Origin of the sequence: Candidatus Accumulibacter sp. ACC012 (assembly GCF_907163155.1) — a bacterium.
GTDB classification, from domain to species: domain Bacteria; phylum Pseudomonadota; class Gammaproteobacteria; order Burkholderiales; family Rhodocyclaceae; genus Accumulibacter; species Accumulibacter delftensis.
The window spans coordinates 150,663-174,330 of record NZ_CAJQUC010000003.1 but is presented as its reverse complement, the minus strand read 5'-3'; the positions used below and the strand labels follow the sequence as shown (position 1 = coordinate 174,330).

17 protein-coding genes are annotated in these 23,668 nt (G+C 62.9%); 8 read left to right on the top strand and 9 right to left on the bottom strand.

The genetic code is table 11. The annotated features are described in order from the left end of the window. Positions 1-252: 252 nt before the first annotated feature. The 6 genes from QZ648_RS04200 to QZ648_RS24800 all read left to right on the top strand — a co-directional run bounded on the left by QZ648_RS04200 (position 253) and on the right by QZ648_RS24800 (position 2,549). The gene (locus QZ648_RS04200) at positions 253-429 is read left to right on the top strand and encodes a hypothetical protein (RefSeq protein WP_291996197.1); all 177 of its coding nucleotides are present in this window, start codon (positions 253-255) and stop codon (positions 427-429) included. 219 nt (positions 430-648) lie between these two features. Further along, positions 649-1,131, top strand: coding sequence for an HNH endonuclease (locus tag QZ648_RS24805; protein WP_366144052.1), 483 nt, complete (start codon positions 649-651; stop codon positions 1,129-1,131). A gap of 105 nt (positions 1,132-1,236) precedes the next feature. Beyond that, the gene (locus QZ648_RS04195) at positions 1,237-1,371 is read left to right on the top strand and encodes a hypothetical protein (protein WP_291996196.1); all 135 of its coding nucleotides are present in this window, start codon (positions 1,237-1,239) and stop codon (positions 1,369-1,371) included. Between the two features lie 39 nt (positions 1,372-1,410). Further along, positions 1,411-1,752 carry a hypothetical protein gene (locus QZ648_RS04190; RefSeq protein ID WP_291996195.1) on the top strand — a complete coding sequence of 114 codons (342 nt, stop codon included), beginning with the start codon at positions 1,411-1,413 and terminating at the stop codon, positions 1,750-1,752. A gap of 279 nt (positions 1,753-2,031) precedes the next feature. Continuing rightward, positions 2,032-2,256, top strand: coding sequence for an addiction module protein (locus QZ648_RS04185; protein ID WP_291996194.1), 225 nt, complete (start codon positions 2,032-2,034; stop codon positions 2,254-2,256). Further along, the gene (locus QZ648_RS24800) at positions 2,253-2,549 is read left to right on the top strand and encodes a type II toxin-antitoxin system RelE/ParE family toxin (protein WP_366144051.1); all 297 of its coding nucleotides are present in this window, start codon (positions 2,253-2,255) and stop codon (positions 2,547-2,549) included. Before QZ648_RS04185 ends, QZ648_RS24800 begins: the two co-directional genes overlap by 4 nt. Before the next feature lie 657 nt (positions 2,550-3,206). Here QZ648_RS24800 and pelG read toward each other — a convergent pair. The 9 genes from pelG to QZ648_RS04135 form a co-directional block, all read right to left on the bottom strand. Then, positions 3,207-4,577 (bottom strand): exopolysaccharide Pel transporter PelG, encoded by a 1,371-nt coding sequence (gene pelG, locus QZ648_RS04175; protein WP_169066474.1) that lies wholly within the window; start codon positions 4,575-4,577, stop codon positions 3,207-3,209. Further along, positions 4,577-6,109: a GT4 family glycosyltransferase PelF gene (gene pelF, locus QZ648_RS04170; protein WP_291996192.1), complete on the bottom strand. Its 1,533-nt coding sequence runs from the start codon at positions 6,107-6,109 to the stop codon at positions 4,577-4,579. The genes pelG and pelF overlap by 1 nt, the downstream gene beginning before the upstream one ends. Continuing rightward, positions 6,106-7,104, bottom strand: coding sequence for a hypothetical protein (locus tag QZ648_RS04165; protein ID WP_291996191.1), 999 nt, complete (start codon positions 7,102-7,104; stop codon positions 6,106-6,108). The genes pelF and QZ648_RS04165 overlap by 4 nt, the downstream gene beginning before the upstream one ends. Next, positions 7,064-8,440: a PelD GGDEF domain-containing protein gene (locus tag QZ648_RS04160; RefSeq protein WP_169066471.1), complete on the bottom strand. Its 1,377-nt coding sequence runs from the start codon at positions 8,438-8,440 to the stop codon at positions 7,064-7,066. Before QZ648_RS04160 ends, QZ648_RS04165 begins: the two co-directional genes overlap by 41 nt. A 14-nt stretch (positions 8,441-8,454) precedes the next feature. Next, entirely contained in the window at positions 8,455-8,991 is a 537-nt protein-coding gene (locus QZ648_RS04155) for a penicillin-binding protein activator LpoB (protein WP_169066470.1), read from the bottom strand. Positions 8,992-9,057: 66 nt separating this feature from the next. Further along, positions 9,058-13,140, bottom strand: a complete 4,083-nt coding sequence (locus QZ648_RS04150) for a tetratricopeptide repeat protein (RefSeq protein WP_291996190.1) — start codon at positions 13,138-13,140, stop codon at positions 9,058-9,060. Next, on the bottom strand, positions 13,073-15,883 hold the full coding sequence (locus QZ648_RS04145) for a bifunctional glycoside hydrolase 114/ polysaccharide deacetylase family protein (RefSeq protein WP_291996189.1): 2,811 nt from the start codon (positions 15,881-15,883) through the stop codon (positions 13,073-13,075). Before QZ648_RS04145 ends, QZ648_RS04150 begins: the two co-directional genes overlap by 68 nt. Before the next feature lie 261 nt (positions 15,884-16,144). Beyond that, complete coding sequence (locus QZ648_RS04140; RefSeq protein ID WP_291996188.1) at positions 16,145-19,795, bottom strand: hypothetical protein; 3,651 nt, start codon at positions 19,793-19,795, stop codon at positions 16,145-16,147. A gap of 69 nt (positions 19,796-19,864) precedes the next feature. Further along, positions 19,865-21,499: a rhomboid family intramembrane serine protease gene (locus tag QZ648_RS04135; RefSeq protein ID WP_291996187.1), complete on the bottom strand. Its 1,635-nt coding sequence runs from the start codon at positions 21,497-21,499 to the stop codon at positions 19,865-19,867. Positions 21,500-21,824: 325 nt separating this feature from the next. Between QZ648_RS04135 and QZ648_RS04130 the strand changes: the two genes are divergently transcribed. Both QZ648_RS04130 and QZ648_RS04125 read left to right on the top strand, forming a co-directional pair. Next, complete coding sequence (locus QZ648_RS04130; RefSeq protein ID WP_366144073.1) at positions 21,825-22,115, top strand: IS4 family transposase; 291 nt, start codon at positions 21,825-21,827, stop codon at positions 22,113-22,115. 133 nt (positions 22,116-22,248) lie between these two features. After that, on the top strand, positions 22,249-23,019 hold the full coding sequence (locus QZ648_RS04125) for a DUF2272 domain-containing protein (protein WP_291996186.1): 771 nt from the start codon (positions 22,249-22,251) through the stop codon (positions 23,017-23,019). The last annotated feature ends 649 nt before the right edge of the window (positions 23,020-23,668 follow it).

Here is a 23,668-nt window from a genome sequence, read left to right as displayed (position 1 = left end):
CGGCTGGCGCTGTGCTTCGCCCGCCAGACGCTCGCGGGCAAGCGCTGGATCACGCAGCGCGAGGAGCTGGTGGGGCCGGTGGCGGCTCGGGCGCCGGTAGCGGTTGAAGAAATTCCCCTGCCGGAGCCGGCCACCCTGTCACTGGCCGACGACTTCACTGTTCACGGTTTTCCGGAGCCAGGATCGCATTCACGACGTCCCCAACTCACTTCGAAACCGTGGCCTGCCCCGAATCTGCCCCGTCCCCGAATCTTGCCCGAGCACGCCGACGACAAGGCGGGCAAGGTGATCGCCGAAATCGAGCGCCAGGGCAAGCTCGACAACACGCTGATCTTCTACATCCGGGGAGACAAGGGCTCGTCGTCCGCGGGGCCGCCCACCAGCAAACCCATGCCGGCCGCGTCGATGCAAGGATCGGAGCTTCCCTGACGAGTCACGATGCTTCCACGAGGTGTCGGGATGCTTCCATGATGCGTCGGGATGCTTCCATGAGGCGTCACGATGCTTCCCTGATGCGTCGGGATGCTTCCACGAGGCGTCACGATGCTTCCCTGATGCGTCGGGATGCTTCCACGAGGCGTCACGATGCTTCCCTAATGCGTCGGGATACTTCCACGAGGTGTCACGATGCTTCCCTGATGCGTCGGGATGCCTCCCGGATGCCTGCGGCCGCCTCCCTGGTCATGCAGTGGCCGATTCGGCAGGCGAGATTGCCGGCACGGATCAAGCTGTGCGCATTATCAGCGGGCCCGGTGGCCGCTGCGCGCACGCGCCACGAAACGTGTTGACAATTTTGGCGGCCCGGTCCTAATCTTTTCTGATGAACTACCAGTTGGAATCAGCTATCCGGAAGGTCTAGCGCACAGTTCCGTTGTGAGCGCATACGAGCGCAACGCTGAAGCTCGTGCCGCTTGCATAGAGCACTACAAGCCACTTTGCCGGGTATGCGGCATCGATTTCGGGGTGACATACGGTGAAGTTGGTAGTGGCTTTATCCATGTGCATCACAGGGTGCGTATCGCTACGATTGCGAAGGTCTACAACGTGAATCCGGTTAACGACCTCGTTCCAGTTTGTCCAAATTGCCATGCAATGCTTCATCGGAGAGACCCGCCGTACAGCGTCGACTAATTAAAGCGGCTAATGGATGACGGCTAACCCGGCACGGCAGTCCACCGGACGCTGCGCGATAAAGCCGCGCAGCGCCGGTACTTCTACGTTGGAGGGGGCTAAAGAGTGGAAGCCAATCTCAAAGGAACAAGAAAGAGCAAGAAAGGCAAGAAAGCGGCCAGGGTCGAATTAAATGCAAGTCAATACCCTAACTCTGTGCTCCAACGGACGCTGCGCAATAAAGCCGCGCAGCGCCCCTGAGCTTTCACGTTGGGCGCTCGGGTAGTCGGGAGATAAGCAATGAAAAATACTAGTCGTGAACCGAGCCACGATACCATGACTTCCGACGCAAGCAGCACGATTGAAACGCGAGCTGAGAAGTTCTTTCGGAAATGGGCTCCACCCGTAGTATTCTTGGGCGTCGGTTTCTGGGCCTTCTTCGCTGGCGGCTTCCTCGCCTATCACTCTTGGCAGGGCGGCTTCATCGTTCGAATAGTCGAGGAACACTTTCCTGGAATGATTCTGGTGCCAATGGCGGCGCTAATGGCACTGTGTATCGTTCTGCTGCTCCGCTGGACCGCAGGTGCTCTGGAGTTTGACCTTTGGGGCAAGCAAAACCAAAGGGAGCTTCTGGACCATTGACTCGGGGTAGTCTGTTTTCTGGCGATAGTCTTCGCCATTTGGCTCCTGTGACCGTTGCAGTCGGGACCCATCGCTCGAACAAGCGCGCCCAACAAGGCCATGCAGCCGATGCGCGGAACAGCGGTGTTGGCATTTGCTGGGTCGGTCGCCGCGCGCCCCTGATGGCTGACGTTGGGCACCAGCGGCGCCTCTCCCAGTCCGTGTTCCCATGAGAAAATTGCCCGTCCGTTCAACCTTGTGGCACTCTGTTGCCTCAAGGTCAGTTTAGAGGAGACAGCCATGTCAATTACTGTTGAAGTACTAGAGGCCGAGGCTCTGAACCTGTCCGTCGCGGAGCGATCTCGCTTAGTTGAAAAGCTGATCTTGAGCCTCAACACAGAACCAGATGTCGAATCGGCTTGGGCCACGGAAGTCGCGCGGCGTCACGCTGAAATTGAAAGCGGTGCTGTATCGCTTCTTCCAGGTGCCGAGGCGGTTGCCCGCTTGAAGGCTGAGTTTCAGTGATTTACTCGTTGCATCCTGAGGATGAATCCGACCTTCGGGAAGCGGCGGAATACTATCGAGAGCGCGGTGGTAATCCTTTGGCGCAGGCTTTGTTCGCCGAGTTCGAGCACGCTATGCACCTGCTGCTTGAGCACCCGATGCTCGGTGCCGTGTGGCTTCACGGTAGCCGTCGGCTTGTCATTAAGCACTTCCCATACTCCATCGCCTATTCCCTTGCGGGCCAAGACCTTCGAGTATTGGCCATCGTCCATCACAGCCGTCGGCCCGGCTATTGGCGAAAGCGGAAGTGGTAGCCCCAACCCTGGTGCCCAACCCGGCGTTTGAGGCGACCTGCGTGAGAAGCCGCGCCGGCACCTCAACGCCACGTTGGGCTACATTTCAGCTGCGGACTACTACGGTCCAGACCAAAAGGAGAGTGAAGGCCAAGCGTTCATTTCCTCTATGGACAACCATTACCAGCAAAACCCTGTCGACAAGTTCTCAGCTGGCGTTCATCGCCTTATCGATGAGCTACGCAGGAAACCTTAGCCCTAACGGATTAATGTGAAAGTCGCGTATGCGACTCACGAAACTCCCTTCTCCCCTTGCGGGAGAAGGGGCAGGGGAAGAGGGAAACGGTCATGACTTTCATGATTTGGGGTGTCTCCACGTGTCATGACCGTTAAAGCCGATTAAAGCGGGTCGAGATGTGGCGCGGTAGCGGTAGGTCCGACTTGTCGGTTCCCGCCCCTTTTCGTCTGGCGGTGCCCAAGTAGTCTGGCCGTCGGTCCGTTTCCACATCCTGCTCGTCGAAGCGGACAGGCGGATTTCCCGCATCCGGCGCTCGGACAAGACATCACGCTTTCGCCCACGCATGAAACGCCTAGCCAACTCCCAACTCCCAACTCCCAACTCCCAACTCCCAACTCCCAACTCCGGCCAAGCTTCGCATGCCCTCACGCCGGGACCAATCATTGCAGCATGAAAGTTTCGTACTCCAGCCGGCTCAGGCGGCGGTCGAGGAGTGCCAGGGCGGTGGCCAGGGTGACGAGTACGGAGAGGGCGAAGCCGTAGCCGTAGAGCGCCGCTCCCCACCATAGTGATACCCCGGTGAGCAGGATGTTGAGCAGCAGGAATTCCGCACAGAGCAGCAGGATGATGCGGCGCTGGTCGAGATAGAAGAAGATGTTGAGCACCGACAGCAGCACGACCTGCAGGCTGGCGCCGATGACCTGAATGTAGAGCAACGGCAAGTAAAGCTCGGAAATGTCGAGAGCCTTCAGCAGGAGCGGCCCGGCGACGAAAGTCACGAGCACGGCGAGGGTCTGGATCTTGCCGATTTCGGCCAGCCCCTGCTTGATCGAGTAGACCATTTCGTCGCGCATGTCCTCGATGTATTCCAGCGAACCGCCGCTGCGTACGGCACCGTAGAACTTGTCGTAGTACTCGACGAAATCGGTCTCGATACGCAACATGAATACCGCCATGCCGGGGATGATCGACAGGTAGGCGAGAAAAACCGGCAGGTCGTAGATCAGCGAAGCGCGCAGGGCGCCGATGATCGGTTCCGAGGTGTCGGGGAAGAACCAGAACATGAACTTGTCGGCCCAGATGCCAAGGTTGTAGAGGAAACCGATGCTGAGCAGGCTGGAAAACATCGCCCCGCGTTTCGCGAAATCGAAGGCAACCAGCTCCCGCGGACGAAACTCGCCAATGGTCACGACCCACATGCCGGCGAGCAGAACACAGTGACCGATGACGAATCCGGCCATCAGCCCTTCCAGCCCGAACGAGCGCAACAGCAGCGCCAGCGAGACGGTGATCGCATAGCCGATGGCGAACAGCGCGACGATGGCCTTGTAGCGCTTCATTCCGGACAGGAAAATGGTCATGATCCAGATGGCGCACATCAGGACGAAAGCGGCGAGCATCAGGATGCGATAAATGACCCCGGTTCCGGGAAGCAGTACGAACAAGCCGATGATGCTGACGGCCGAGGCGACGAGGATGATCAGCAGCAGCACCCCGTTGAGGTTCGGGGCGATGATGGCGTCCCTGTTTTCGAACAGGCGATCGGAAACGAAGCGCGTGAAGCCGAGTTGCAAACCACCGGTCAGGATCAGGCTGGTGGCGATCAGGTAAGTCACCGAGGTCTGGAACTGGGTCACCAGGAACGAAGGCACGACCACCGTGCTGCTCAGCAGGCCGATGATCAGGATGCCGAGGATGGACAGCACCCAGGGGCCGGAGCCGATGATGCCGGCGAAGGTGTAGGCCTGCAGCAGGCCGAGCAGCGTGTCCTTCTTCAGCAGCTTGCGCAGTTCGAAGCCGATACCCGCCATTAGTGCTGCGCCCCTGTGGCGGCCAGCGCCCGCTGATAGATGCGGCGATAGGCGCCGAACATCAGGTCGTCGGTGTAATAACGCTCGACACGGGCGATTCCTGCCCGGCTCGCGGCCGCCCAGGCCGCCGGGTCGCCAAGCAGCTCAAGGGCGGCGTCGGCCAGCGCCTGCGGCTCGGCGATGTTGACGACCGCGCCGGAAACCCCCAGTCGGCGGTCGTCGCCGTCCAGCCCTTCGATCAGTTGCCGGCAGGAGCCGACGTCGGTGGAGACGGTGGGAACGCCGGCGGCGTAGCCTTCAAGGATGACCAGGGGCAGCGCTTCGCTGATCGACGAGAGAATGGTCAGGCCGATCTTCGGCAGGAGCTCCTCGACCTTCTGGAAACCGAGGAACTTCACCTTGTCGGCAAGGCCCAGGCTGGCAACGAGATGGCGGCACTCCGCGGCGTAGGCGGGATCTTCGTCCTCCGGCCCGGCGATCCAGCCTTCCGCCGCCGGCATCTGGTTCGCCACCCGGCGCATGGCGCGGATGAAGGTCTTCACGTCCTTGATCGGCACCACGCGCCCGATCAGGCACAGTACCGGCGGCGGCGTTTCCGGGCGCAGTGCGCGCAGCGGTGCGAAACGCTGCAGGCTGATGCCGTTGGGGACGTTGCAGGTCCGCTCGGCCAGTGCTCCGTCGGCCACCTGGCGCAGCCGGTTGGCTTCGTAAAGGGCGATGATCGGATCGGCCGAGTCGTAGCAGAGTCGTCCCAGCCATTCGAAAAAGCGGATCCACATCTGGCGAAAGTAGGAGAGTTCGGTCGGGTCGCGCTGGAAGATGTTGCGGTTGTCGCGAATCCACTCGCTCTTGAACAGGTCGATCTTGCGTTCCTTGGTGTAGATGCCGTGTTCGGAGAGGATCAGCGGCCGCTCTCGCGTCCGCCGAAGCATGCTGCCGAGCAGCCCGGCATAACCCGTGGAGACGGCATGGAAAGCCTGCACCGGGATCAGCTCATGGGCGACACGGGCGAGCTTCCAGAGCGGGGCATGCATCATGCGCACGGTCCAGAAGTAATCGACGAAAGAGGGATCGGTGCAATTCTTGCGATAGCGGTCGCTGATGATGCGCCAGGCCTCCTCGCTATGCAGAAAATCAGCTTCCGGCAGGCGGCCGCCGGGCATCAGGTCACGAATGAGTTCGCTGAATGCAGCGCAGGCGCCAGCCGCTGCGTCGTCGCGCAGGAAAGCCTCGTGAAGGCGGTCGGCACGGGCGAAGGCATTGGCACTGCCGCGACGGGGTTTCGGCTTTTCAGCATGGGCGACGAAGTCATACAGGTAGTGAGCCTCGAGATGAACGACGTTGTCCGGCAAGCGGTATTTCATGTCCTCGTAGTCTTCCCGACGGCTGCCGATGAAGACGATGGCAAAGCGCAGTTCGGGGAAGGCACGGATGATCTGGTCGACCCAGCTCGACACCCCGCCGCTGACATAGGGAAAGGTTCCTTCGAGAAGCAGCGCGATGTCGGCCTGGCGAGCCTGCGGGAAAGTCATGTCCGGCTCCAGTAGGCGATCACTGGCTGCAGGCGCGGCAGGGACTGCCAGTTGTCGAGATCGCCCATCAGGGCGCGCACCTCGTCGTAGTCCCCGGTGGCGAAAGCCACTTCCGCGAGATAGGGCACGATACGGGTTTTCGGCATACCCAGCGCCAGCGCCCGGGCGTAGGCCAGGCGGGCTTCCTCCGGCTGGCTCAGGGCCTGCAAGAGGCGGCCGTGGCGCAGATGCAGGGCGGCGTCATCTGCTGATTCGGCCGCTGCGGCGAGAGCCATGCGCGTGAAGCGCAGCGACTCGCGCAGGGCGTGTGTGCGCAGATCCCCCTGTGCCAGTTCCTGATAGACAAGCTCCCAATAGAGGTCGGCGAGCCGTGCGGCGGCCTCCCCGCGGGCAGCGCTACCTGCCGCTGCCGTCTGATAGCTTTGCGAGGCGCGGTGGATGTCGTCGTTGATCACCTTCTCCTTGCTGTCGAGCATGCCGTAGGCGAGCAGGCGGATATCCTCGGAGGCATCCGTGAGCACGCCCCGCAAGAGCGGCGAGGCGATGTGCCCGGGGACTTCCTGGAGGGCGACCAGTGCGCGCTGGCGGGCCGCCACGGGGGCGCGTTCATTACTGATGAAAGAGCGCATGCCGGCCTGACGGAAACCCTTGCCGGCGCGCTGGCGGGAGTCCAGTTCCGGCAGGGAGAGCGCCGCGAAGAGGCTTTCAGCTTTGGCTGGCGGCAGGGAATGAAGCATTACAACGCCGAGGATGACGGCAACAAAACCGAGGACGGGGACGGCGAAGCCGGTCCCGGCAAGCAGCAGCAGGACGGGCACTCGCTTGCCGCTGGCGGGCAGGAAGACGATCGCCACCTGGGCGAGCAGGAAGCTGGCGGCGGCATGCGCGCCAAGATAGGCGAGCAGCGCAGCATCGCTGCTGCTGCCGAGCAGCAAGGCAGCCCAGGCGGCCGCCTCAAGCGTCAGCGCGGCGAGAGCGAGCTTCGGCTGGAACATTGCAGATTTCGAACAGCTGCTCAAGCAGCGGCAGCGGTGCTGTTTCATCGATCGGCAGGAGGTGCGGGAAAACACCGGCCTCGCTCAGCGTGCAGCCGCTCTTTTGGCGAACCCACTCCTCGATGCGGGCGATATAACCTTCTGCCGCCGCCGCACCGGCCAGGGGCATCAGGGTCACCAATACTTTTCGTTGCGGCGAGTCGATAAGCCAGCTGACGTCCAGGGCACGACGCTGGCGGCCAATCTGCAGGGCCAGATAGTCGAGCTCCGGGCGCGGCAGGAATTCGAGAACGGTGATGATGCTGCTGCTCAGCGAGCCCTGCCGGACACGCCACAGGCGCTGCAGCTCGGCGGCAAAATCGTCAGGACAGGCCGGGAATTCGCTTTGGATCTCGGCCGCCAGTTTGCGCTCGTCGAGCCCATCGACGTAGTAGCTGACGAGCAGGTTCAGGGTCTGCAACATTTCTTCGCCGAGCGCGAAGAAAGGGACGCGCTCAACGGCCAGCACACCGATCAGTTGCTCATCAAAAGTGATCATGGGTACGGCTATGGCATAAGTACTGGGCGAGCTACCAGCGGCCAGCGCGGCGGCCAGGTGCGACAGCGTGCCTGCCTCAATGGCCTCGCGGAGCAGAGGATCGTCGGCATCGAGTTGGCCATTGTTCTGACCCTGGCCGATGGTCGCCACCGGCTCGGCCGTGATTTCCCCGTCGCTTGCCGCATGGATGGTGGCGATTTCCAGTTGGCAGTATTGTGCCAGCAGGCGCAACAAGCCCTGCGCACCGGGCAGGGGCGAGGCGGCGGCAGCGCCTTGCTCGCGAATCAGCGACTGCAAGCTCGCCAGCGCATCACGCATGGCCATTGGGCGGCCAATCAGATCCTGCTCCAGACGATCGTGCGACAGGCGCAGCAGGTAGTGCTGGTGGGTCAGGTATTCCAGCCGCTGGTCGAGGTAGGCCTGGACGCCCTCGGCGCGCCGGGCACGTGCCAGCCAGACGCTGGAAAACTCGCCGGCAAGCATGACCAGGATCAGGCCGCCGAGGTAATTCAGTTTCGGGAACTCACCGACAACCCAGCCGGAGGCGTTGAAGGCGAGCCAGGCGAGGAGCAGCACAGCCGCCCCTCCCAGGCCGGGAAAGGGACCGTAGCGCATGGCAAGAATGACCGGAGCGAACCACACCCACGGAAAACCGGCGTTGATCCACAGCGGGTCGAGCGGATTTACCCAGATGCCGATGGCGACTGCCAGCAAGGGCAGTATCGCGGTTTCTCCGGCGACCGCCCAGGGCTTGCCGAAGGGAGCGAGGTGGCGGAGCAGGCTATCCTTGACGGCCAAAGTGCTTCCTCCGCTCAGTCCTTGCGCGCCGAAAGGCCATCGCCGATCAGCTTGCGCAGCAACTGCTGGGCAACGGCTGCCAGCGAATCGCGACTCCAGCCGGCCTTGGCCCCGACACCGCTCCACAGGGTTTCCCCGCTGGCCACGTCGATGATCGCCACGGCGATGCCCACGGCAGGCTCGCCGTCGACACCGACTTTGTAGCGCCACTCTTCGACGCTGCCGCTAAGCGCGTAACGCGCCCCTTCCGCCCGCGCCCATTCGAGCGCCGCCTCGGCCTGCCGGCGATCACCCGCTTCAAAAAGCGCTTCCTGCTGCAAGGCTGCCGGGTAGCGGCGCAGCTTGGCGATGCCCTGCGCGCGCAGCACACCCTCGGCCACCGCCTCCGCCCGACTGCCGGCCAGCGGTGTTTCGGTGAGGTTGGCGAAAGGCAGCAACACCCACGCGGCCTGCCTGCTGACGGCGGGTGGCTCGCTGCTGTCGAGCGTGCTGCAAGCCGCGAGCAGCAGAATCGCTGCCAGTGCGGCAAAGCCTTGGACGATGCGTTTCATGGGGCGTCTCCTGTGGTCAAGCGGTTCAATCTGTTCAAGGTGTTCAATGGGTTCAATGCGTTCTTTCTAGAAGTGCAGGCGATAGTTGAGGCCGAATTCTCGCACCAGTCCGTCGGTGTTGGCGCCACCGCGGCTCAGGCGCCAGCCGAAATGGAGATGATCGGCACCGAAGACACTTCCGGCAATGCCGGTGGCCAGGTCGTAGCCCGGCCCTTCGTCACTGTGCCAGGTGCGGGCAACGCTGGCATAGGGGCGCCAGGCACGGGTGTAGTCTTCTTCGAAATTCCGGTCCGTCGACAGGCGGATTCCCTTGAATTCGAATCCGGTCGGAACGAAGAAGGCGCCAACGCTCCACGGGCTATACTCCCCCGCCGGGAAGAGCGGCGCCAGTTGCGGGTCGTTGACGTAGGATTTCTGGCTGTAGCGGTGCTGCGACCAGAAGGCGCTGGCCTCCAGGCTGCGGCGCTCGCTGCGCAAGGCATGGCCGTACTCGAATTGCCAGACATTGCCGCTGCCCACCGCGGCACCGGTCTGGGCATGGAAACGATCATAGCTGCGTTCAAGCGTGAAGCGGTCGAAGCGGGTCAGTTGGTAGGCCAGCGATAGCGAGGCCAAATCCCTCATGCCACCGACGCGCAGCGCGGTCGACTCGTTGGCCGGCTGCTCGTGACCGAGCGCCAAGGAGGTCGTCAGCCGATTACCCAGATTCTGCTCGTGCTCGATCAACAGGGGATGGTACTTCGCGAAACTGTTGTGCTCGGCAACGCTGAGCTTCGTTTTGCCTTCCTTGTGCAGCCAAGCCATGCGCGCGCTGTAGTCGGTCTCATCCGGTGTTTCCCCCATGCTTGCGGGATCCAGGTTGTGGCGCACGATTTTCCCGGCCACGAAATCCATCGACAGGCGTGGCGAGAGGGCGACGTGGGCGCTGACACCGGTGTTTCGTTCATCAACCGAGCCGATATCGTTCTGCCAGACACGGCCACCCAGCTGCTGCGAGTGGGCGAGTAGTGCTTCGCTCAGCTGCTGGTGGAGCGGGTCATCTGCCGGCAACTCGGTTTGCGCGTCGAAGGCTTCGCTCTGGGCCAGCCGCAGGTCGCCGGCCAGGCGTGCGCCCGCGATGCGGTCGTAGCGTGGAATGAGTGGCGCAAACTCATCCAGCAACTCGCCGGCCAGCGCCCGGTCGCCGGACTCCAGGGCGAGGCGCATTTCTCCCCATAGTGGCCGTGCCGCCGTTTTTGCATACTGTTGCCAGAGCCAGCCACGCGCCGCGTCGAACTGCTCCGCTTCGAGCAGCCAGCCGAAAGCAACATCGCGCGCTGACGGCGACAACTCGCCCTCGGCAGAACGATCCAGCCTGAGCATTTCGCGCAGCATGGCATAGGCCGGGTCACCGGGCTCGGCCAGCATCCGTAGTCTTGTGCGCACCGCCTGGCGCAGCGCTGCCATCGCACGTGGCAACTGTTCGCCAGCGAGCTGCTGCCGCTGGCGCATCCTGTCATCAAGCAACAATTGCTTGCGCAGGCGCCAGGCGCGATCCACATCCTGATTCTGCTCAAGCGCATCGGCATAGTTCATGAGCCACAGGAAGTCGTCACGGTGGGCGGCGAGCCGGGGAGTCAGGTAGCGGCGCAGCGCAACGTCGGGAAGCGACAGTGCGAGATTGGCGGCAGCCAGCACATCGTGCATCGCCGGATCAGGCTGCCAATGGCGTTCGTGGGCGGCCATGAGGTTGCGCAGGCGCTTTCCTTCACCGCTTTCGATGAGCAGCCAGAGCAACGCCTGCTGCACGTCCGCGTTGTCCGCTGCCAGCGCAAAGGCGGCATCCAGGTCGGCCAGCGCGAGACGGCGCTGACCGGTCGCCATCAGGTACTGGGCGGAAAGACGGAGGAAGCTGGCCTGTTGGCGAAGCTGGGCGGATTCTTCGGCGGACAGGCTGCTGATCAGTTTGCCCATCTCCGGCCAGCGCGCCGCCGTCGCATAGAGGCCGAGCGCCTGCAGCAGCAGCTGCGAGTCCCGGAAGCGTAACCAGCCGTCACTGCTGACGCGCGCGGCTTCGAGCGCGTACTCGTCAAGCAGAAGTCCGGCCAGATTCGCGTGATCGACGGCCAGCGCTTCTTTGCCAGCCAGCAGCTGGCGATAGGCGGCGGCGGCCTTCTTGTCGTCACCGAGCTGTGCGGCGAGGCTGGCGCGCAAGCGCCAATAGCCGGCACCGCCAGCAGCCGCAGCATCGGCAGCATCGGTAGCGGCAACGCTTTCAAGAATCGCCAGTGCGCTGGCCTGCTCGCCGCGTAGCAGGTAAAGCGTCGCCACGTGGACCGACTGCGCCGCTGTCAAAGCGTTTGTGGCCATGAAGCTTTGCCAGAGCGCCAGCGCCTGTTCATCTTCCCCCATCCGTTCGGCCAGTTCGGCCATGCCGAGCAGCAGTTGCGGCTGTTTGTGCCGGCGGTATTCCTGCTCGAGAAAGCGCATCGCCTCCCTGGGCTGGCCCAGACGTTCGAAGGTCGCCACCAGTTCCACGACCAGCGCCCGATCGCCGGGTTTCTGGCGCAGCTGATGTTCGAGCGCGAGCAGCAAGGCCTGGTCGTCGAACAGCCCGGGCGCCAGCCGCAGGATGGCCTGCCAGGCTTCATCGCTGGCCTTGGCGCGCGCCAGATACAGCCAGTGGGTCAGCGCCATCGCCGGGCGCCCGGTCCATTCGGAAACGCGCGCCAAGCGCTCGCGCCAGAGCAGATTGTCGGGCGCCTGGCGCACCGCGGAGGCGGCTACCTGCCAGGCATCCTCGAGATTGCGGTTGTCGAGGAAAGCTTCGAAGCCGAGGGTGTAGATGCCGTCGTCGAAGGGCAGTTGCGGGCCGCTCTTTTCGCCGACGGTTTGCCAACGGATAGCATAGGCCTGTGCCAGCTGCTCCTGTTTCAACTGTCGCAGCAGCGACAGGCGGAGGAGCTTGCGGGCATATTTGTCGGCCAGATCCGGGCGCCTGACCGAGCGCGCAAAGCGCACCAGCAGCTCCAGAACGCGAGTGCTTTCAGCCAGCGGCGGCATCACGACCAGCGCCTCTTCAGCGAGCGCCAGCGCCTCCTTCACCTGGTCGCCGGATTGCAGCACGAGCATGGCATCAAGGAAGAAACGGCGTTGTTCGGCGGGCTCATTGCTGCGCCGCGCTGCGCTCAGGAAAAACTTGCCGGCGGCGAGGTATTCGCCGCCCGCCAGGGCTGCGGCTGCGGCGGCGGCGTGCCAGTCGGTCGAACGTCCCTGCCCGCTTACCGAGATGCGCTGCAGCAACTCGATGCCCAGCCGGGAATCGCCGGCAAAGTGCACCAGCAGTTCCAGCACCTGCCTGCTTTCACCCAGGGACGGCCTTAGCGCCAGCTCTTCTTCAAGCAGGGCCAGCGCCTCCTGCACCTGGCCGCCGGACTGGAGCGCAAGCATGCCATCCATGAACAAACGGCTTTGTTCGGCGGGCTCACTGCTACGCCGCGCCGCGATCAGGAAGAACTTGCCCGCCGCAAAATATTCACCCCCCGCCAGGGCTACCTGTGCGGCCTCTGCATACCAGTCGGCAGAACGCCCCGCAGCGCTGCCCGAGAGGCGCTGAAACAATTCGATGCCAAGCTCGGCATCACCGAACAGGAAAGCCCGCCGGGCAATCTCGATCGTCATGTGCTCGGGCCAGTCGAGGACCGCCAGAGTGTGCAGCCAGGCACGCAGTCGCGCCTTGTTGTCCGTGTATTGCGCTGTCCCCGGCTGCAGGCGGGAAAAGCGTTGCTCCGCTGCGCGCCATCTCAGCCAGCTGGCTTCCAGGCGAATTTCCTTGTCGGGTGACTGGAGCAGCCTGGCCAGCGTTTGCTCCAGCTGCTCATAGAGGCTGCTGCTCAGGCGGTGGCGGGCGAGCATGAGGCCGAGTTGTGGATTGCCGGGATCGGTGCGCAGCAGATTGACCAGATAGGCTTCGGTGACGGCATTCGGCGGCGCTTCGATGATGCGATTGACCAGTGCCTTGTGCGGATAGATGGCCACCAGCACGCCCAGCACGAGCACGCCAAGCAGCGTGATCGACCACGGCGGCGCCAGGCGCGGGCGCTCAACGCTCGCGGCAGCGAGTTTCGATCGTTGCAGCAGCATCGCCGACACGGAAGGATTGAACGCCACCGGAGCTCTTCCGCGGCCGCAGTGGGCGCCCATTGGCGAGCACGCTGCAGTGGCTGGCGTTGGCCAGCGAAAACTCGATCGCCTGATGCCCCTTGAGCGCGAAGCGCAGGCCTGCCCCTTGCGGCTGCCAGTCAGTCAGGCGGGCGTTGGCATCGGCAAGATAAACGGCGCCGGACTGGCTGGCAGCAAAACGCAGCCAGGTGTCGCCACTGGCCAGGTGAATGTAGTTGCCCTCCTCGCCGGCGCGATAGCCGGCAACCCCGCCGGACGCGGCGCGGTCCGGATAACCCATGCTCAGCGGCGCGCGCAGCGTACGCAACTCGCCGTTGCCGCGGATGCGCCAGCCGCCCTCGTCCCGGGCCAGGACCATGGTCTCGAAATCCAGGGCCTTGCGGATGAAGTCGGAGGCGTGGATCAGGTTGGGCGACTGTGCCAGCGACCAGTCGTAGACCTTGTACAGCGCATTCAGCGACGCCCGCTTGCTGGCCGAGAAGGTGTGATAGTAGATATCGATCGGCTTCAGTCGGCGCGGCGATTCGGTCATCTGGAAAGTCTCGATGACCCGCTCGAAGCCGTAGAACGGGCCGCGCCAAAGATTGGTGTAAACGTTCTCGTTCATCACCGGGGCGAAGGTCTGGAAGATGCCGTCGAGCGCATAACCGAGCGGAGAAACGGCGGTCAGGCTCGGGAAGGAGCGGGTGATGATCGTATTGCCGCCATTCATGTTCAGCAGGCCGGCGTTTTCGGCAATGCGCAAAGCCTGCGCCTGGGGTGCGGCATCACCGCTCCAGAGCATGATTTGAACCGCTTTCCCGGGCGGCGCAAGATTCTTGCGGATGTAGTCGACCGAACCGACGATTTCCCTCTCCAGATTCATCGTGTAGCCGGGAATCTCGAGATGGTAGCTCTCTTCATCCTTTCCCTTCGGCGCCACCTGCTCGGCGCGATTCCAGTCAAAAGGGTGCGAAAGACTGTGGCTGGCAATCTCGATGTAGGGCAGCGCAAAAGTGCGCCGCGCGATTGCCTCCATTTCGGCGGAGAGGGCCGGGTACAGCCCGCCCGGGGCGACCTCGCCTTCGATCACCGACATTGTCGTCGGCAGCCGGTAGCGTTGCAGCACTTGCGTCAGCAGTGCTTCGCCGGCCAATGGTGTGCCCGGCAACGCGGCGCGTGAAGGATAACCGTCACCGTCGATGTGGATGAACATCAGGCGACGGCCGTTCTCGGTCGTGGTATCCGGCAGGGGCAGCGCGGGCAGGGCCAGCGCCTGCTGCAGGAAGGCAAAGGGGTCGATGATCCAGCGTGATTGCTCGGTGTTGGGCAAGTCGATAGCAGCGAAGGGATCAAGGACATAACCTCCCCAGCGGGTCAGTGCGGCAGCATCGAACGTTTGCCCCCGAGCGTCAGCCAGTTGCAGCAGGGAGCGGCCCTGGCTGTCAGCCAATTGCAAGGGAGTCAGCTGGCGACGGTCGGCTTGCGGGGCGGCCTCGAAACCGATCATCGCGTCCTGGCTGAGCACCGTCAGGCGGCCGGCAGTCCCCGATCCCGCCACGGATTTCAGCCCCAGGCGCTGCGCCAGGCGGCCTTCTGCAGCAAAGGGAAAGCTGCCGAAGATGGCGACTCGCAGGCCCTGCTCGATCTGTTTCTGCAGCCAGTCTGCCACCTGGCGGCCGTGCGCCAGCGGCGCTTCGGCCCAGCTCACGATGCCGGCGTAGCGCGCCGCCAGCGGGCCGGCAGGCAGCGGCTTGCGCAAGTCGTGGAAGTCGATCGCATAGCCCATGTGCTGGATCGGCATGGCGCCAAAGCGCAGTGCCGGATGATGGATCAAGAGCTCTCCGGGGCTGCCGTCGTAGAGCATCAGGATGCGTCGTGGCACGATTTCCCGGCGCCCGATGCCGAGCGTGCTGACCTGCCCGTCGGTGACCCAGGGCTCGATGCCGAGGGCACGAATGCGCGCCGCCGTTTCGCGCATCTGGCCACGTGCCTGGGGCGGCAGGTAGTCGATGGCCAGCACCGGGACGCCGAACTCGTCACGCACGCGACGCAACTGGCCGAGCAGCCACTCGCGATCACTGGCGGGCACTTCCACGTAGCGGCGCGCAGCCGCGTTCCAGCCCCGGAAGAGAGATTCGGCGGCGACCATGCTGATCTTGTCGCGGACGGCCGGCACGATCTCGAAACCACGGTTGAGAATCAGGCGAATACCCGGGAAGCGCTGGTGCAGGGTGTCGATGACGGCAATCAGCCCTTTTTGTTGCGCTGCTTCGTCGATCCCGCTGGCCAGGCGGTAGGAATCAAGCGTGTCGAGGAAAAAGCCGCGGTAGCCTTTTTCCCAGAGCGGGCCGACGATGGCCTCGGCAACGAAAGTCGGCAGTTCCGGCCAGCTCAGGTCAATGACCTTCGACCCCCAGTCGGTATTGGTGGTCAGCAGGTGCTTGGCCGGAATCGCCGCGGCATAGGCGCGCGAGGGCTGTACTTCGCCAATGGCGATGTAGGCATACAGTTCGCTATAGGGCTTCTTGTAGCGCTGCGGGTCAAAACCGTGATCCGCTTCGACGACGACGATATCAAAGGCCTTGAGTTCTTCCAGCGGCGCGTCGGCACCATAGTGCAGCGCGACGGACGGGGATGCCGCTTGTGCGCAAACCAGCCACCCGAACAGGCACGCAGAAAGCGCGCAACGACGCAGCAGCCGCCCAAGGCAAGCAGTACAAGCATTTGTTTTACTTACATACTCACGCATCGCCGCTCGCCACCAATGGCCATCATGCCGCGTCTCGATAAAGCCTTCCTGAATATAGAGACAGTGAATCCCCCGAAAGCAGAGGCGAAGGCATTCTAATGTAGTCGCTCATGGTGGGTCGGTTTTTGTTGGCCGCCGCTGTTGATCGATGGCCAGCCCCTTACGCCGTAACCCAAGCGCGCCAACGCAGCCTCTGAAGGTTCGTTTTGAGTCATAGGCGGCCAAAACCGTGCTTGGTCTGCGGTGGTTACCGCTTTTACATCAAGGCTGCCTGGCCGAGAAGGCTGCGGAATAAGCGTCATACCATGCCCGGGGATTGAACAGTTTCCAGCTGCGCTCATCGCCCTTGAGTTCGATGCCTGCACCCAGGATCCCGTAGCTGGCATAGAGGCCACCCCGCATTTTCTCGTCATTCAGCTGCAGGTTGGCCAGCACCAGCAGCTTTTCACCGCTCAACCGGGTATTGCTGAGGACGATGGCACGGTCGTTGAGGCGAATTTCACTGCGACCGCTGACGTCCCTGATGGTCAGCAAGTCGTTCAACCACGGCTTCTCTTTGGTCTGTTTTACGAACAGATGCACGAGCAAACCGCTGTCACGCAGGCGCAGGCTGATCTCCGCGTCCAGTTTCAGTGGCCGTTTCCAGGTCATGCGTCCGCGCTCGATGTCGATCTGTCCCCACCACAGCTTGTCCTGCGCCGCCCCTTCGCTTTCCAGGGAGCCGTTATCGATGCGCAGCTGTGTGCCCGCGGCATCGAAGCTCATCTTCTCCAGATTCCCTGCCGAGAGGCGGGTACTGATGCGCAGGTCTCCCTTGATGGTCTGCTCCTTGACGTGCACCTCGACGCCGCGGGCCTGCATCTCCAGCTTGGCGCTGCCGGTAACGCCGCTCAGCCTGAAGTCTGCCGCCAGACTTGCTTTTCCGGAGCCGATCGAGACGCCGCTCTCTTTGGGCAAATAATTGTTGTAGATGGAAATGTCCGGTATTTCGGCAGCCCCCAGAGTGACCACCGTCTCCAGCTCACGCAGCCCCTGTTTGGCATCGAAGCGTTTGCCGACGGTCGTGATCTGAAAGTCGCGCCCGCTGACATAGGCCGCCTTGTCGTCCAGCCGGCGCAGCCCGAAGCTTTTCAGAGCCACCTCCAGCTTTCCCTCCGGCGCTCCCGAAGTACCCTGCATGGCGGCCTGCAACACGCCGCTGCCGCTGGCCTCGAAATCAAGAAAACGGCTGACCAGATGCTCCGACTCGGCGGTCAGACTGCTGCCGGGTGCGACCTTCCCTTCGGCAAGCCGCAGATCCGCGCTCATGCGCGCATCGCCAGAGAATTCCAGCCCCTGATCACCGGGAAGGAAGCTGTTGAGGAAAGCGATATTGGCCACCGACCCCTCCAGCTTCACCACTCCGCTGGGCGGAGATGGCTGCCCTGAGCGGGCCGCCTTGCCCGTTGGCGGTTTGGATTGCAGGCGTAATTCCTTGACGTTGATGCGGGTCTGCAGCGGCGCCACCCCGTCGCTCGATGCCGCCGCTGCCGCCGCCTGCATCTGTACGCTGCTCCCCGAGAGGTCCAGGAGCCCGCTCGCCGGATCGGCCTTTTTGATCACCAGGTCGACACCAAGCTGTCCGACCACCGATTCCCCGAACAGGGTGCCGGCGATCTGCTCGCCGGCCAGCTTGACGCTGCCCGACAATTTCCGGCCGGCGTATTTGAGGCGGCCACTCGAACGGGCAGCGCCAGAGCTCAGGCTGAATGGCGGTTTCCCCGGCAGGTAGCTGTTCAGCAGCGCAACGTCAGGCATCAGCGCATCCTGCCAGCTCAGCACGGCCGTCGGCTCGACGCGCATCTTGCCAGCAGCGGGCAGCGGACCTGTCGCGGTCAGCTGTATGCCCTTGCCGCGCAGAAAAATGGCGCCCCCTTTCAGCTGGCGTAGCTGCATGGCCCGCAAACCCATCTCCATGCGCATCGTCGCCGCGCCGGCCAGCGTTTGAATCTCGGCGACGACGCCACCCGCACCGCTAAGCTCAAAGCCGGAAAAGCGGCCGAGCAGTCGCTCCGATTCGACCGTCAGGCGACTGGGAGAGGCCAGCTGCCCGTCATTCAGGCGCAACTCCGCCTGCAGGCGGCCACCGCCAGCGAACTCGATGGCGTGACGCGGCGCCAGGAAGGCGTTGAGAAAATCGATGTTGGCCACCGTTCCCTCCAGCTTGACTTCGCCGCTGAGCGGCGGCTGCCCGGAAAAGTCCCTGAGTTCGGCTAGCGACAACTCCGATGCCAGCTGCAGCTGCACCAGTTTGAGCTCAGTCTGCAAAGTGGCCGGGCCGGCCCTTCCGGCCGCCCTTTGCTCGGCGGCCTGCATGCGGATACGGGAGCCGGAAAGATCGAGGCGCCGGTTTTCGAAATCAAGCTCTTTGAGTAGCAGATCGACGGCGAGGCTCCCGAGCACGGGCTTGTCACGAACAATTCCGGAGATTTTCTCCCCCGCCAGCTCAAAGCTCCCGGAGAGCGCCCGCCCGGCATAGGCCAGCTCGCCATTCAGCCGCGCCTGCCCCGAAACCAGGCGGAAAGGAAGCCCGCCGGGCAGATAGCTGTTCAAGAGGGCAATATCGGGCATCACCGCCTGCCGCCACTGCATGGACACCGCCGGCTCGCCTGGGCTTTCGCTCAAATTGATGGGCGCGGCGGTCAAGCCAAGGTGAAAGCCCTCGGCTTGCAGAAAAAGCTCGTTTCCCGGCAGCCTGCGCATGGCCACCGCACGCAACTCCACCTGCAGCTGCGTTTGCCCCCTGCCCTCCTCAAGCCGCACATCAGCGTGCACCCGGCCCGCCCCCTGGATCAGGTGACGCTCTCCACGCCCACCCGAGGCGAGGCGCTCATCCAGAACCAGGGTCAAGTCCGGCGATTCGATCGATAGTTCGCTGCCCTCCAGCAAGCGACCCTGTTCGATCTGGAGGCTCGCCTGCAGGCGACCACTGCCATCCAGCTGCAGCCATTGGCTGTCGCTGAGGTAGGCGTCGATAAAAGCAAATGAGGCCAGATCGCCGCTCACGGCAACGCGACCGGAAAGAAACCGGGCCGCTGCGGCGCCCGGGTTTTCCGCGGCGACCAACTCGTCGAGCCGGATGTCGACATCGCCCTGCAGCTCGGCGGCCAGCAAGTCGCCGGCCTGCAGCTCGGAATCGCGCCGGAGATTGCCCGAGTCCAGTTGAAGCCTGCCACGCGCCATGGCCACGGGCCCATCGAGACGGTAACTGAAATCCTCCAGCCGCAGCCGCGCCTGCCCGCCGAAACGGTAGCCCTTGACTTCGAGCACCTCGATCTGTGCGATGTCTGCATCGCCAACAGCGATGCTCCAGCCCGACCATTCGCTGGCCGGCGCGGCTTCCGGCGCTGTCGGGGCCAACGGCGCCCCCGCCGCTGGCGCAACTTCCGCTTCTGGCGGTGGCACGCTCAGCGGCGCCGCATCCGCTTGCGGATCAGCAGTGGCCGTCGGCACACCACCGGCAGCCGGGTCGGCAACGGAAGCGGGCCTTGCTGCCGACCCCGAGGCCCGCGCCAGCCGATCGCGCGCCCCTGCCGTCACCTTGTCCGCCTCGACGCCTTCAAGGCGTACGGTCTTGAAGAACAGACTGCCCAGGGCCAGGCGTGCTTCCCCCTGGCCCAGCGAAAACCACCATTCCTGTTCGGCTGTCCGACCGCTTAGCGTCAAGCCCGTGACACGCAGATGGCCCGGCAGGAAGGTCCATGCGGAAGTCCATTCGATGCGCAAACGATCGGGGTCGCGGTTCAGCAGCTGCGGCAGAAAACCGGCGTTGAGCAGCAGGTTCCCCGACAGCAGGTAGAGAATCTCGGCCACGGCGACGAAGGCGAATGCCCTTAGCGCCCACTTGCCCAGTCCTGCATTGCTGCGAACCATCGCCTCCTCCATCCTCAGCTCAGTAAACACGGCCCGCCCCAGAGCAGGCGCCCGCTGGCGGAAGTCAGCTCATTTCTTCGCCGCCAGCGCCTGGATCGCTTTCGTCACCCGCTCACCAGGCGCCACCAGTTCGCTCTCGATCTCCGCCATTCGCGCCGGGTTCGCCGGTTCGAGCTTTCCGGAGGCTTCGTCGAGCACCGACTCCATCGCCAGCGACTCGGTGAGCAGTTCAGACATGCGCCGCATGTCCTGAACCAAGGGCACTCGTGGATCACCAGGACGGAGAACCACTTGCGATAAATCGTCGCTGATGCCCCGGAAAATCGGCGCATGAACGGACCGGCTGCGTTCGTCCGCTTCCCGTTCCGAAAGCCTGCCCGCCTTGACTTCGTCCTGGTCGTAAGCGATCGACCTCAAGCCGCTGTCAAAACGGCTAACTGCACGCTCCAACAACGGCAACTGTGAACCGGCAAGGATCCGTCCCGGATCGACTGTCGCCAACGGAGCCGTGGCCGCGAGGCCCACCGTCGCCAGACCTAGAATGGCCAGCGCGGCGATGGCTCGGCTGGCGAACACTCTTCGGTAGTGATCCAGGTCGAAGCGCTCGGGCAAAACGAAGGCCGCGAGACAGCCGGCCAGCAGGCCTCCCACGTGCGCCGCGTTGTCGATGCCGCTTTGCCCGAAGCCCTGCACGAGCGAATAGAGAACAAACAAGCCGATGCCGGCCTGCGTCTGCTTGCTGAAGGAGCTCGGCAGTTTGTCGCGATGCTGGAATAGCGCCGCCAGCAGAGCCCCGGCGACGCCGAAAACCGCCCCCGAAGCACCGACCGATAGCGCCTGCTGTGCCGCGAAATGCAGGCTCAAAGCGCTACCGAGCATTCCCGAACCAAGGTAGATGATCAGCAAGAGCCGTGGGCCGTAGATCCGCTCGACGATCATGCCGGCCGTGTACAGCCCGAGCATGTTCATCGCCAGGTGGAGAAGACTACCATGGAGGAAGATGGCGCTCAGCAGCCGCCACCATTCTCCCTTCTGAACTTCGGAAGCGGCGTTGCCGCCAAAAAGGAGGAGGTTCTCTGCCGCCGTTCGCGAAAACTCGGCGCCATAGAGCAGGGTCACCAGCCAGATCAGGATGTTGGCAGCGATCAGCGCGTGCGTCGCCCAGGTGTAGGGCTGAAGCGCCTTGATGCGCTCCTGGAACTCGCGCCTCTCCCGTAGTTCGTTGCCCGTTGCCCCCGGCTCGGGAGCGATCCCGCCCAGCGCCCGACGGTGGCGACGTCTGACCGCGTCGAGAAGGCGTTCCTGATCAGCTGGCGAGAAAGCGGACAATCCCAGGGTGGGCTTCGATGGATTGTTTCCCGACCACGACTTCCTGTTGCGCCGAAACCCGTCAAGCTCCTTGAGGTGGAATGCGAGAACCGGGGTGAGCTGCTTGAGATCGAGCGCGATGGCGTCAACGTCGGCCCAGCGGAGTGTCTTTTCCGTTGCGGCGAGATTTGGCGCCTCGATCGCCTCATCACTGAGGGTGACCATGGCTTGGCCAAACCTGAGTTGGTTGCGGAAATGGAGCCAGACGGGTAAGGCGAAGAGGAGCAGGATCGGCAGAGTAAGGAGCAGGTCAGACGAAAAGCCGCCCTGTTTCACAATGACCATGGCAAAACCCGCGGCAAGGCCGGCAAAGACGTAGATCCTCGCCTTGGCCAAAGGGCTTTCGCGGGACGCGAAAAAGGTCTCGCCGGGCTCCGGTGCAGTTGCCGCGCGGGCGCCACACTCGCGGCACGCTTCAGTGGCCACGGCATTGGCACTGTGACAGGCAGGGCACGTCCAGCTATGGTCGGTCATGGTTCGCAGAATCTTCCACAAGTCGGTAAATCGGATGACATGCCGATAGGCTGCGGCCGTTGGATACTACGCGTCCGGCTGGAGCGCTGTAAAGCCGCGGGGCGACACATCCCTTATCGTCGGTCGCCAAGGCTGGCATGGAAAGCGCTGCATGTGACGCTGCCAACGAAGCGGACGTTAGCTTCCGCTGCACCTTGCCCGCCTGATCCGCCTGGGACGCATCCGCCCGCAGTGGTCTGCCGATCTGTTCTTCTCCGAAACCGAATGGGCCGGCACCTTTATCCTCAACAAGAAGAAGCCACCGACGAAGGTGCCGAGAATTCGCGAGGTCATCCACCTGATCGCACAACTCGGCGGATTCCTCGCCCGCAAGGGCGACGGCGAACCCGACGTCAAATCCCTCTGGCTCAGCATCCAGCGCTGGCGTGATTTCGTCTCCGGCGTAGAGCATATGCGCGAGATCCGTCATGTCATGTGAGTCGTGTATAACGGGATGCGTTGACACCCTGGATGGTCGTTTTATCAAGCATTCGGTTATAGTTATAGTACGAGGTCGCTACAAGGCCTACCAAGATTTTTTTCGGCATCCAAGTTTCGACGGAGATACGACGTTGATAACCAACCCTCTGCTTATCGCCTTGACTATTTTTTTGGTCGCTTGCGGCTCGACACCAAAGATCCCTGGGCAGCCAGAAAAACAGCCAAAGGCACAGGAGACCGAACCGCAAGTCGATTATTCTGGAGCACATTCTTTGGGGTTCCGGCAAAACAGGATCGTGGAGGCTGCGAAGGCGGAATGGGTGTACTTCGGCCAGCAGATAGTCGTGATTGACGGTGAGGAGGAGAGTATTCCCCATGTGGGAATTTGGGAAGATGACGACGATAGCCACAGCGACCGGATCAACCAGTATTGGCGCGCAGTCGGCAAGTCCCGGATATCGGGTTACGATTGCAAGCAGCCTTGGTCCGCCGCGTTCATCAGTTGGATTATGCAGGCGGCAGGCGTACCGAACGACATGTTTCCATCGAGCAGCGCCCACCGCTTTTATCTAAATCATTTTATTGCCAACGCCGACAATCCATATGCGGCATGGATACCCCATACCATTTATCAATACAAGCCTAAACCAGGAGACTTGATCTGTGCTACCCGGGGTAAAATCAGGCCTCCAGAAGTGACCGAGGAAATTGAGGATTCACTCTACTCATGGCGGATGCATTGCGATATTGTCGTGGAAACCAACGGTCAAACCGTGCATGCCATTGGCGGAAATGTCCGAAATTCCGTTTCCAAAACGATATTGACCTTATCCCCCGATGGCTACGTGCAATTTACACGTGCAAGGCCATGGGTTTTGATTGTCGAAAATCGCCTGGATTGAAACTGCGCACTCATGTCAGCCCCTGGTGTTAATGTGAAAGTCGCGTATGCGACTCACGAACCTCCCTTCCCCCCCTGCGGGAGAAGGGCCGGGGGAAGCGAACGGACGGTCATGACTTTCATCATCCGGGGTATCTCGACTGACATGATCGTTAGGGACACGATCGTGCCGTATCCGGATCGACTGGAGACTTGGCTTGCGGACATCGAAACACCAAGGTCAGGCGGGGTAGGCTATTGCCTTCAAAGTACGGTCACCCTTGGCTAACTTGTTGTGTCAGGGGACTATTGTGGCGTAGTCGGTTTGCCCGCTCTGACGTCGCGTGACTCCTCACGACCTTCGTGTTTGGTTCTCCGCTTGTCCTGCCGGCATTCGGAATTGCTTTTTTCATTGTCGGCCCTGCAGTCCCGCTTGGCTTCGCGCGAGTCCTGCCGCGAACCTTGTATGACGTCGCGCGCATCGCGGCGCTCCCACTTATGGGGTCAGGTCTTTCCCCGTGCCTTGGGCAAAAGTAAAGACCCTGCGCGCGGTGGAGCAAGCGCTGCGGCCAACGCAGGCCGCCGCGTCCTCGAACGAAGCCGATGGCACGCTGGCCACCGCCGACCCGCCCCGCGCAGGCGCCTAGCGCCAGGGTGCCACCCGGGCCAGC

What these genes read in the sequence shown, in the direction of transcription:
- QZ648_RS04145 (WP_291996189.1), bottom strand. Translation starts at nt 15,883, where the DNA reads ATGCGTGAGTATGTAAGTAAAACAAATGCTTGTACTGCTTGCCTTGGG.
- pelG (WP_169066474.1), bottom strand. Translation starts at nt 4,577, where the DNA reads ATGGCGGGTATCGGCTTCGAACTGCGCAAGCTGCTGAAGAAGGACACG.
- QZ648_RS04190 (WP_291996195.1), top strand. Translation starts at nt 1,411, where the DNA reads ATGAAAAATACTAGTCGTGAACCGAGCCACGATACCATGACTTCCGAC.
- QZ648_RS04185 (WP_291996194.1), top strand. Translation starts at nt 2,032, where the DNA reads ATGTCAATTACTGTTGAAGTACTAGAGGCCGAGGCTCTGAACCTGTCC.
- QZ648_RS04165 (WP_291996191.1), bottom strand. Translation starts at nt 7,104, where the DNA reads ATGTTCCAGCCGAAGCTCGCTCTCGCCGCGCTGACGCTTGAGGCGGCC.
- pelF (WP_291996192.1), bottom strand. Translation starts at nt 6,109, where the DNA reads ATGACTTTCCCGCAGGCTCGCCAGGCCGACATCGCGCTGCTTCTCGAA.
- QZ648_RS04140 (WP_291996188.1), bottom strand. Translation starts at nt 19,795, where the DNA reads ATGGTTCGCAGCAATGCAGGACTGGGCAAGTGGGCGCTAAGGGCATTC.
- QZ648_RS04155 (WP_169066470.1), bottom strand. Translation starts at nt 8,991, where the DNA reads ATGAAACGCATCGTCCAAGGCTTTGCCGCACTGGCAGCGATTCTGCTG.
- QZ648_RS24805 (WP_366144052.1), top strand. Translation starts at nt 649, where the DNA reads ATGCCTCCCGGATGCCTGCGGCCGCCTCCCTGGTCATGCAGTGGCCGA.